Origin of the sequence: uncultured Allobosea sp., assembly GCF_945956895.1 — a bacterium.
Taxonomy (GTDB): domain Bacteria; phylum Pseudomonadota; class Alphaproteobacteria; order Rhizobiales; family Beijerinckiaceae; genus Allobosea.
The window spans coordinates 22,221-32,304 of the sequence record NZ_CAMFJF010000037.1 but is presented as its reverse complement, the minus strand read 5'-3'; the positions used below and the strand labels follow the sequence as shown (position 1 = coordinate 32,304).

10 protein-coding genes are annotated in these 10,084 nt (G+C 68.0%); 4 read left to right on the top strand and 6 right to left on the bottom strand.

Annotation, left to right across the window (positions count from 1 at the left end):
• The 5 genes from Q0Q02_RS17210 to Q0Q02_RS17190 form a co-directional block, all read right to left on the bottom strand.
• Positions 1 to 383 (bottom strand): hypothetical protein (locus Q0Q02_RS17210; protein WP_293811119.1); only part of this gene is annotated, 383 nt, incomplete at its 3' end.
• Between the two features lie 21 nt (positions 384 to 404).
• Entirely contained in the window at positions 405 to 1,802 is a 1,398-nt protein-coding gene (locus Q0Q02_RS17205; RefSeq protein ID WP_293811117.1) for a tetratricopeptide repeat protein, read from the bottom strand.
• A gap of 70 nt (positions 1,803 to 1,872) precedes the next feature.
• Positions 1,873 to 3,069: an OpgC family protein gene (locus Q0Q02_RS17200; RefSeq protein WP_293811115.1), complete on the bottom strand. Its 1,197-nt coding sequence runs from the start codon at positions 3,067 to 3,069 to the stop codon at positions 1,873 to 1,875.
• Complete coding sequence (locus Q0Q02_RS17195; RefSeq protein ID WP_293811113.1) at positions 3,069 to 4,718, bottom strand: thiamine pyrophosphate-binding protein; 1,650 nt, start codon at positions 4,716 to 4,718, stop codon at positions 3,069 to 3,071. Before Q0Q02_RS17195 ends, Q0Q02_RS17200 begins: the two co-directional genes overlap by 1 nt.
• Positions 4,719 to 4,790: 72 nt before the next feature.
• Complete coding sequence (locus Q0Q02_RS17190; protein ID WP_293811111.1) at positions 4,791 to 5,675, bottom strand: PHB depolymerase family esterase; 885 nt, start codon at positions 5,673 to 5,675, stop codon at positions 4,791 to 4,793.
• 153 nt (positions 5,676 to 5,828) lie between these two features.
• Here Q0Q02_RS17190 and Q0Q02_RS17185 point away from each other — a divergent pair, with 153 nt between their 5' ends.
• The 3 genes from Q0Q02_RS17185 to Q0Q02_RS17175 all read left to right on the top strand — a co-directional run bounded on the left by Q0Q02_RS17185 (position 5,829) and on the right by Q0Q02_RS17175 (position 8,089).
• Entirely contained in the window at positions 5,829 to 6,404 is a 576-nt protein-coding gene (locus tag Q0Q02_RS17185) for a sigma-70 family RNA polymerase sigma factor (protein WP_293811109.1), read from the top strand.
• A 75-nt stretch (positions 6,405 to 6,479) separates the two neighbouring features.
• Positions 6,480 to 7,121: a DUF1109 domain-containing protein gene (locus tag Q0Q02_RS17180; RefSeq protein ID WP_293811107.1), complete on the top strand. Its 642-nt coding sequence runs from the start codon at positions 6,480 to 6,482 to the stop codon at positions 7,119 to 7,121.
• Between the two features lie 89 nt (positions 7,122 to 7,210).
• Positions 7,211 to 8,089 carry an NAD(P)H-binding protein gene (locus Q0Q02_RS17175; RefSeq protein ID WP_293811105.1) on the top strand — a complete coding sequence of 293 codons (879 nt, stop codon included), beginning with the start codon at positions 7,211 to 7,213 and terminating at the stop codon, positions 8,087 to 8,089.
• A gap of 83 nt (positions 8,090 to 8,172) precedes the next feature.
• On the opposite strand, the gene Q0Q02_RS17170 is transcribed toward Q0Q02_RS17175, so the two are convergent.
• Complete coding sequence (locus Q0Q02_RS17170) at positions 8,173 to 8,523, bottom strand: hypothetical protein (RefSeq protein ID WP_293811103.1); 351 nt, start codon at positions 8,521 to 8,523, stop codon at positions 8,173 to 8,175.
• Between the two features lie 287 nt (positions 8,524 to 8,810).
• Here Q0Q02_RS17170 and Q0Q02_RS17165 point away from each other — a divergent pair, with 287 nt between their 5' ends.
• Complete coding sequence (locus Q0Q02_RS17165; protein ID WP_293811101.1) at positions 8,811 to 9,965, top strand: ABC transporter substrate-binding protein; 1,155 nt, start codon at positions 8,811 to 8,813, stop codon at positions 9,963 to 9,965.
• The last annotated feature ends 119 nt before the right edge of the window (positions 9,966 to 10,084 follow it).

Genomic DNA, 10,084 nt, shown 5'->3' with positions numbered 1-10,084 from the left:
AGCAGGAAATGCTGCCCGGCCAGCGGCGCGAAGAAGGCGAGCGCGATGAAATAGGTGATCACGCCCCAGATCCAGCCATCGGCCGGCATGCCGAAACTCTTCACCCAGCGCGTCAGAATCCAGTAGCCGAGCGGATAGAACAGGAACCCGGTGATGAAATGCAGCAGCTTGGCGGTCGGCGTCGGGATCGTCAGACCGAGCTGGTGGTAGAAGAGCGACTTCACCAGCTCCGGCGGCTCCAGCGGATATTCGGCGAACCAGGCGGTCGGCACCGAGGAGAACAGTTCCCAGAAGCCGAGGCCGGCGAAGCCGCCCAGCGCGAGATTGATCACAGTGCGGATCGAGGGTAGCGCGAAGCTGCGGGTCATGGTCGCGGTGGTCATGGCGAGCGTCCTTTCCTGATCTCAGTGAGCGATGGCGAGCGGGGTGGAAGCGACGGCAAGGGCGGCGAGCCGGCTGGCGCCACGGCCGCGCAGTTGCGCCAGCCGGCGGGCGGCGAAGAGATTGGTGCCGCCGCGCCGCCTCAGGCGTTCGCCGAGGATCTCGGCGGCGCGCTCATGCTCGCCGGCGCGGATCAGGCTCTCGGCATAGGCCTGCTCGAACAGGTCGCGCTGGGCATGGCTGCCACCGATCGCGATCAAACCGGTGCGGGCTGAACCGAGCAGGCGGGCGGCCTCGTCATAGTCGCCCTCATGGAAGGCGATCAGCCCGAAGGCGGCGTGCGCGCCGTTGCGGGCCGCGTCTCGCCGCTCGCCGCTGGGATGAACCTTCGCATCCTTGATCAGGCTGCGGGCGATCGCCTCCGCCCCATCGGTCTGGCCGGCGCCGAGCAGCGACAGCGCGTAGTGCAGGTCGGCGAAGACGAGGCGGCCGTCATGGATGCGCCCCTCGGCCTTGACCGCGAGCTCTTCCCAGCGATCGCCGACGTCAACGCCGGCATAGTCGAGCCGGGCGAGCAGCGAGGCGCCGTTGGCAATGTCGCGATAATCGTCGGTCGGCTCGGCCCGGATCTCCTCGTCATAGAGCCGCAACACCTCGCCGGTCTCGCCGCGCTCCAGCCGGAACAGAGCGAGATGCCAGAAGATGTGGAAGCGCAGGTTGTTGGCATGCGCGATCTCGCGCCCGTCGCCGAGCCAGGCGATGCCCTCGTCGGTGCGGCCGGTCATCTCCAGCACATGGGCGACGGCATGGCGGCCCCAGGCATCGCGCGGGCTCAAGGCCACGGCACGGCGGCCGGCATGCTCGGCCTGCGCATAGAAGCCGCGCTCCTCCAGCGCAAAGGCATGGCAGCCATGGACGAAGCCGGCGAGCGGATGGCTGTCCCCGAAGCCCGGCGCGAAGCGATTCAGGGTCGCGAGCATCTCGGCCTGGTCGCCGAGCATGAAGCGCAGGCCATGCGAGAGCTTGAGCGCCAGCACGTCGAAGGGATGGGCGAGGAGGATCGACTCCAGCCGCTCCGCCGCCCGACGCGGCTGATCATCGAGCCAGAGCGCCAGCGCTTCCACGACCATCGTCTCGCGCCGCGTCACCGGCCGCAGCAGTGCCGCCGCCCGCGCCTTGGCCAGGCAATCGCGGGCCGGGGCGACGAGCTCTGCGCGAGCCAGCGAGAGCAGCATCAACCCCTTGGCGGCATGAGCCAGGGCGAAATCCGGGTCGGCGGCGAGCGTCCGGGCGAGATGCTCGGGCGTCGCGGCGGCATGGGCCATCAGCGCTTCGAGCATGTCGTTCCAAGCGAGGCGCGCAGCCTCGTTCGAGACGGTGATGCGGTCGCCGGAGAGATCGTGATGAACGGCGTAAGACATGGGCTGCTCCATTGCTGCGCCGGTGAAGGGCGCTCGTCAGAAAGTTCGCAACGGCGCGATCAAGCGGCGTTCAACTCGCTTCACGGACCCGTGTTGTCAGCGGGGAGTTCACGGCCGGCTCGTGGCGCGTCTCGGCCGCAGGCCTGTGCCTATGCCCAGCCCAGGGCGCGCTCTTGAACCAGCCGACGACGCATGCGGTGGCGAGGATCAGCGCGAAGCCCGTAAGATTGAGCAGGGCGACCAGAATCTCGCCGCGCCCTTCCATGTCGGCGATCGTGCCCAGCAATCGCGCCAGCATCACGCTCGCCAGGAAGCAGGCCAGCGACTGCCGCCCGATCAGGATGAGGAGATGCCCCGCGCCGCGATCGAGCCGGTCCCGCCAGGGTTCGATCAGGCTGAGCACGAGATAGGCCAGCGCCAGGAAGTGCAGCACGCGCAGGATATGCAGGTCCGTCTTCTCGCTGGCGGGAATGACGAGATCGCGGACCGCCTGCGCGAGCGGCCAATGCTCCAGGATGCCCCAGAAGGAAAGCGGCACCGAGATCAGGATGAAGAGCCCGGCTGCCATCATCAATCGCCGGTCGCCGAGCCGGGGCACCGGCAGCCATTTCATGGCGATGAAGAAGCCGATGAAGAAGATGAGCTGCCAGGCGAAGGGATTGAGGAACCAGCTGGCGCCGGTCCACGGATTGCCGGAGAGGTTGAGCCCGGTCGCCCAGGCCCCCGCGTAGAGCGCAACGGCGATCAGGAAGGGCAAGGCGGCGTGGAGCCGGCGCGCCAGCATCATCACGGGTACGAGCGTCAGGATGACGAGATATAGCGGCAGGATATCGAGATAGTCCGGCTGCCAGGTCAGCGTTGCAAGGCCGAGCAGCGCGTTCTCGGGATCGACCAGCAGCGGCTGGAACTGCTGCGCCAGCACGGCGAGGCCGAAGACCCCGTCCAGCGCGGCGGCAAGCGCGATCAGCGCCAGGACGAGGCCGATCTGTGCCCAGTAGACCTGCCAGATCCGATAGGCGATGCGCGCCGTACCCAGCCAAAGACCGCGCCGGGTGAAGACGCTGCCGAAAGCGAGCGCGCTGGCGATACCGGAGCAGAACACGAAGAGTTCCGCGCCCGAGGAAAAGCCGAAACGGGCGGGTATCCAGGCGTTCCAGCTGTTCTCCGGCAGATGGGCGACGAAGATGATCAACATGGTCAAGCCGCGAAAGAGGTCGAGCCGCTCGTCGCGAGGCCGCTTTGTCGGAGTGGCGGGGAGAGCGGCCATCAGAACGCTCCCTCGTAGCGGGAGGCATCGATGCGGCAGGCGAGCAGCGTGAAACCGTCGCGCCGGAAGGCCGCCTCCGCCTCGTGCGCGAGCGTCTCGCTATCCTCGATTGTCGCGCCATGTCCGCCCATGGCACGCGCGACGGCAGCGAAATCGGTCTCGCCGATATCGACACCGTTGCGGGCCAGGCCAAGCTGGCGCTGCTTCAGCGCGATCAGCCCGAGCGCCTTGTCGACGAGGGCGACGACGATCACCGGCAGGCCAAGATCGCGAAGCGTCGCCAGTTCGCCCAGCACCATCTCGAGGCCGGCATCGCCGACGAAACAGAGAGTCGGGTGGCCGGAGCCGAGCGCGGCGCCCGTCGCCAGCGGCAAGGCGCAGCCCATGGTGCAGAGCCCGCTCGACTGCAAAAGGCGGCGCGGCCCATCGCAGTTCCACATCTGGCTGAGCAGGATGCGATGCGCGCCGGAATCGGCTGTCGCGACCGTGCCGGCCGGCGCGACCCGCCGCAGCGTCTCGAAGACGGCATGAGGCCCCCAGCCGACGGGGGCGGTGAAGGCGGCGCGGAACGCCGCGCGGACCTCCGCCGGCTCCTGTCCCGGCCAGACCGATCTGGCGGTCAGCCCCTCGACCAGCCTGGCGAGGATGGCGCCGACATCGCCTTCGAGCAGCAGGCTGGAATGATGCATGCCGTGCTGCATCGGCTCGGCAACGATATCGATGACGGGCTTGCCGTCCGGCCAGGGATGGCGCCAGCCCTGACGCATCTCGATCGGATCGTAGCCCGCAAGCACGATCAGATCGGCCGCATCGATCAGCGGCCGTATGATCGCATCGGCTCGGGGCGAGAGCCCCAACCCGCCGATGACGCGCCGATCGCCCTCCGGCACCAGCCCTTTCGCCTTGTATGTCGTCAGCAGCGGAGCGCCCGTTCGCGCCAGGAAGCGATCGAGCGCCACCGCCCCACCCTGATGGACGAGGTCGAGCCCGACGATGACCAGCGGCCTCTGCGCGAGCGCGATCAGGTCGCGCGCGGCCGAGAGATCGGCCGGCAGGGAACGCTGCAAAGCGGGGGCGGGAAGCAAGGCGCGGTTCGGCGTGCGGGCTTCCGCCACCGCGATCGGCAGGTCGATATGGACCGGCCCCGGCCGCCCGCGCCGGGCTATGGCGACAGCCTTGGCGACGACGAGGTCCTCGGTGCCGGGCGCCGCACGGAAGCTCGCCTTGACGAGCGGACGCAGCACCGCCTGATGGTCGAAGATCTGATGCGTGTAGCTTTCGGCCAGGGCCTGATCGACGCAGCCGGTCACGACGATCAGCGGCACGCGATCCTGCTGCGCATTGGCAACGACGTTGACGGCATTGGCGACGCCGGGACCGAGCGTCGCGACCAGAAGGGGCAGCGCGCCGGTCGCATGCCAGAGCCCCTCCGCCATGAAGCCGGCGGCGTTCTCGTGCCGCGCGAGCTGGAAGCGGATGCCGCAGCGTTCGAGCGCATCGACCAGCGCCAGAACCTCCCCGCCCGGGATGCCGAAGGCATGGGTCGCGCCGGCCGCCGCCAATTGGGCCGCCATGAGGTCGGCACCGGTCAGGCTGTCTGCCGGACCGGTTCCTGACAGCTCCGCGACGGCTATCCGTTCGTGGCGCATCGTCTCTCTCCGCTTCGCCGCTGCAGCGGCTGTGCTGGAGAGATCGCGCGGGATGAGCGTTTGGTTACACGATCACGGAGACGTGAGACCGGCTGCCGAGGCAGGCGGCCGTGCCGGCATCGTCAGGCGCCAGGCGCGCTCGACCCAGGCCGCGTCGGACACATGGCCGCCGGCATGCAGGCAAAGCTCTAGCCGCGCGGTGCTGCCGCAACCGGTGGCAACCCGGCAGCTCAGGTCCTCCGGCGCAGCGGCGGTGCGAATAGCCTCCGCCCAGCCGGCGGTGCAGCCGCCCGGCGCGAAGACAGCGAGGCTCTTGAAGACATCGCCCTGCCGGGCGCCGGAGCGCAGGGCGCGACCGGCGAGCGGCACCGTCATATCGCTCGTGCCATGGACATGGATCAATGGCGGGCGCGGGCCGTCGCAGCGTTCCGGCAATGGCTCCCAGAAGGCGCCGGCGATCGGTGCAAAACCCGCGAAGCGCCGCGGCATCCAGCAGGCGAGATACCAGACCATCGAACCGCCCTGCGAGAAGCCGCTCGCAAGGATGCGGCCGGGATCGACGGGAAAGCGCGCGGTTACATCGTCCAGCACCTGCCCGACGAAGGCGAATTCATCGCGCTGCTTCGCAGGCGAGTCGGGATAGGACCAGGACTTGCCAGCGCCGTCGGGCGCGATCAGCGCGACCCCGAGGCGCTTTGCGACGGCTATCAGGCTGGGATCGGCGATCACCTCCTCGGCCGAGCCCTGATAGCCGTGGAAGAAGACGATCGCGCCGACCGGCCGCCCTGCCGTGGCCGGCGGCGGCAGCAGGATGCGATAGCTGCCGCTCGCCACGCTGCAGCCCGGCGCGGCAGGACAGGCATCGCCGGGCTTGCGAGAGTCCGGCGCCTGTGCGGCGGCCGACGCCGCAAAGATGAAGCAGGCCAACACACCGACGAGCCCCGGTCTTGTCGCCATCCGCCACCTCGCCGCGCGCCGCTGAAGCCTTGCACACCCGCGTGAGCGTAGCCGGGGGCAGCCGGCGCTTCACCAGGCCATCGCGGGCTTGTGAGGCCGCGCGTGCCATGCGACGGACAGGATGCCCATTCCCTCTGCGAAAAAGCGCAAGACGTGTCGCTGCAAGAGCTCGAAACCCAGCTCCGACCGCTCTTCCTCGCGGCCCTTGCCGGCGATGCCGCAGCCTATCGCCTGTTCCTGGATACGATCAGCACGCGGTTGCGCGGCTATCTGCGCCAGATGCTGGCCCGCGCCGGCCGGACCGACGCGAGCGAGGCGGAAGACGTGCTGCAGGAAACCCTGCTGGCGCTGCACCTGTCGCGCCACACCTATGATCCCGCGAGCCCGGTGACGGCCTGGGCGCATGCGATCGCGCGCTACAAGCTGGTCGACCATCTGCGCCGCTCAGGCCGCCATGCCGATGCTCTGCCGCTCGAAGACGAGGCGCATCAATACGCCGGCCCGGCAGACAGCGCGGCATCGGAGGCGCGGCTCGACCTGACCCGTGCCATGGCTGCCCTGCCGGAACGCACGCGCAGCCTGATCGACAGGGTGAAATTGCAAGGCGCGACGGTGGCCGAGGCAGCCCAGGCGGCGGGCATGACGGAGACGGCGGCCAAGGTCGCGATCCATCGCGGCCTGCAGGCCATGGCGAAATTCCTCTCGCGACGTGGCACGAGACCGGGATGACGGCCCCATGCGATTGCGACCACGTAACCTTTCGATGGCTCGGCACGAATTCCCGGTCGAGTGGAACAGACAGACATGCAGACCGATGACCTGATTGCCCTGATGGCCGCGGACGATCGTCCGGTGGATACCGGCTGGCTGCGCCGCGCCACTTGGCTTTGCGCGCTGGCGGCGCTGATGCTCGCCGCCCTGCTCGTCCTCATCACGCTCGGCGCCCGCCCGGACTTCGCCCATGCCTGGCTGACCCGCCCCGTGATCGCCAAGATGCTGCTTGGCGCCAGCGTCGCCAGCATCGCGCTCGTTCTGTTCCAGCGGAGCCTCCGGCCCGGGTTGCAGCCGGGAAAGCGCCTGCCGCTGGTGGCGCTGCCGATCCTGCTCGTGGTCGGCTGGGCCGCATTCACGCTGGCCCAGTCGCCGGCCGAGCAGTGGAGCACGCTGATCTTCGGCCGCTACTGGCGCGCCTGCCTCATCGCCGTGCCGCTCTATGCGCTGATCCCATTCGCGATCCTGTTCGCGCTCGCGCGGCGTGGAGCGCCGGTCGACAGCCGGCTGACCGGCGCCTGCGCCGGCCTGGCCTCGGCCGGCCTCGCGACGGTCGCCTACAGCCTGCATTGCCCGGACGACGCGGTTCCCTTCCTGGCGACGTGGTATACGATCGCGATCGCCGCCATAGCCGGTCTCGGTGCGCTGGTTTTCCCGCGGCTGCTGCGATGGTAAGCGCTGAGCTTCGTCCACCAAGCGTGAATTGAGCCCGCCTGGCGATCCGTGCATGAAGGCGGCAGGTCCGGCGTCACCGGAGATCAAGCATGTTTGCCATCGTCGGGGCTGCCGGAAAGGTCGGCTATTCAACCGCACGAGCCTTGCGCGATGCCGGCCTGCCGGTCCGAGCGATCCTGCGGGACCTGGCGAAGGCGGTGCGGCTCAGCGAGATCGGATGCGAGATCGTCCAGGCCGATCTACAGGACACCGCGTCCCTCGCCAGCGCGATCGACGGTGCGGATGCGGTGCAGATCATCCTCCCTGTGGCGCCGCAGGCGAAGGACACGATTCCCGACATGCTGCGATCCATCGAAAGCCTTGCCACGGCGCTCGAGCGAGCCCGCCCGCGGCAAGTGCTGGCGATTTCCGATTACGGCGCCCACGTCGCCGCCGATATCGGGATGCCCAGCATGTTTCGAGCCTTCGAGGAGCGGCTCAACCGACTCGATGCGCGGACGCTGTTCCTGCGATCGGCGGAACATATGGAGGGCTGGGCGCGCACCATTCCGATGGCGATCGCGTCCGGGATCCTGCGCAGCTTTCACGACCCGGTCGACAAGCTGCTCCCGATGATTTCGGCTCCCGATCTCGGCCGGATCGCCGCCGATCTCCTGCTGCGCCCAGCCGCCGGGCAAGGAGGGGAGATCGTCCATGCCGAAGGGCCGCGCCGATACAGTCCCGGCGATGTCGCGGCGGCGCTGAGCCAGCTCCTGGACCGAACGATCGAGGCGCAGGCCGTGCCTCGCGCGCAGCGTCAGGACAGTCTCGAACGGCTCGTGAGCGCGAGCGCTGCCGAATTGCTGTTCAAGCTCTACGACGCCCACCGCGAGGGCGGCCTGATCGAGATCGCGCCGGATGCCAGCGAGATCCGCCGGGGCGCGACGGAACTCGTGGAGGCCCTCAAGCCGCTCGTCCCGCCGCGATGAACACGGGCGATGGATCGCTCGTGTGCGTGGCGCTCGAAAATAGCGGAACAGTCCTGGCCCAGGCCGCTTAGCCCGACACGTCGTCAACGCCCGTAATAGCCACGCTCCAGACCATTCAGGGGCCGTTGTTGGGGGTAAGAATTGTAGTAACCGTACCCGCCGCCATAGCCATGGCCGTAAGGTCGGACAAAGCCCTCCGGACCGCCATAGCCGGGATGGCTGTAATAGCCGCCACCACCATAATAGCGCTGGTTGGCCATATTCTCCTGAATGATCATCAGGCGTTCTCGTTTCGCCTCCGACATCGAGAATCCGACGGAGACCTTGCCGAGACGCTGCACGATGTCTTGCGGGAGCGCCTCTCCTGCCCGAGCCGGGGCGGCCGACACGACAAGGCCGGCACCCAGCAGAGCCGAGACAACATACCGGTGCATGACACCCTCCTTTTGCTCCATCGATTGGAGCATCCAGGGGAAGAACGCGACCTGAACAGATTTGTTCTCTCGCGTTCATCTTGGCGGCCCCGCTCCCAAGGCTGCGCCAGCTGGCGGACCTTGACGAAGGCGTGGGCCTGACGGGAAAGCCGGCGGCCGGGAAGAGGCCTCGCGACATAGACTAAAGGATGATGAAAGACGCGGTTCTGGCGGGGCCGCAGATATTCCATCATGACCGCAATCGGGCGTTCAGATCCGATCTAATCCATTAAATCGGGAGGATAGCGATGAATCTCACTCGTCGCGGATTTACGACGGTGCTCGCCGGCAGCATTGCCGCGCCTACCGTCATCCGCACTGCTTTCGCACAGGGCGCGACCGTCAAGATCGGCATGGTCGTGCCGATGACCGGCGCCGCCGCCGAATCCGGCTCCTTCGCGCAGACCGGCGCCAAGATCGCGCTGGAAGCGGTCAACAAGGCCGGCGGCGTGCTCGGCAAGCCGCTCGAACTGATCTTCGAGGACGACCAGACCACCAATCCCGGCGCGGTCCTGGCCTTCTCCAAGCTGGCCAGCCAGCCGGATATCGTCGCCTTTCTCGGCTCCATCCGCTCGACGCAGATGCATGCGATGGCGCCCGACATGCTCAAGGTCGGCAAGCCGGTCGGCTTCGGCGGCACGGACCCCAACCTCACCAAGCTCGGCAATCCCTGGCTCTTCCGCTTCCGCCCCAACGATTCCTATTCGGGCAAGGTGATCGCGCAGTTCGGTGCCAAGGAGCTCGGCAAGAAGAAATGGGCGATCGTCCATTCGACCGACGCTTTCGGCACCGCTGGCGGCAAGGCGCTCGCCGACGCCCTGCCCGACAATGGCTCGACGCTCGCTCTCGACCAGGGCTACGCCAACCAGAGCCAGGACTTCACGCCGGTCGTGCTGGCGGTGCGCCAGTCCGGCGCCGACATTCTCGGCACCTACTTCACCTTCGAGACCGATCTTGGCATCTTCGCCCGGCAATTGCGCCAGCTCGGCGTCAACATCCCCTGGGTCGGGTCGCCCTCGATCGTCAACATCTCGGCGCTGAAGCTCGCGGGCCCCGCGCTCTACAACACCTATGGCGTCGCCGACTATGCCGAGGATTCGAGCGATGCCTCGAAGGCCTTCGGCAAGGCCTATCGCGACATCCGCAAGGTCGCGCCGGACAACCAGTCGTCCTGGACCTTCGACGCCGTGACCTGCCTCGCCATGGCGATGAACAAGGCGGGCTCCACCGAGCCCGAGAAGGTGCGCCAGGCCATGCTCGCCATCCGCGGCCATAACGGTGCCGAAGGGCAATACAATTTCGACAAGAACGGTGACGGCCTGCACGGCTACAACATCGTCAAGAACGACAAGGGCGAGATCAAGTTCGACAAGCGGCTCGACTTCACGCCGAATCTCGGCTGATCCCGGCCGGGCGCGCGGGGCCGGAGCGGCCCCGCTCTGCAAAACGCGCCCCGCACCATGCCCTTTCGGGGCGAACGGGCCTGCCTGTTCGCCGCGGAGGACCGATCGGCTCCACGCAA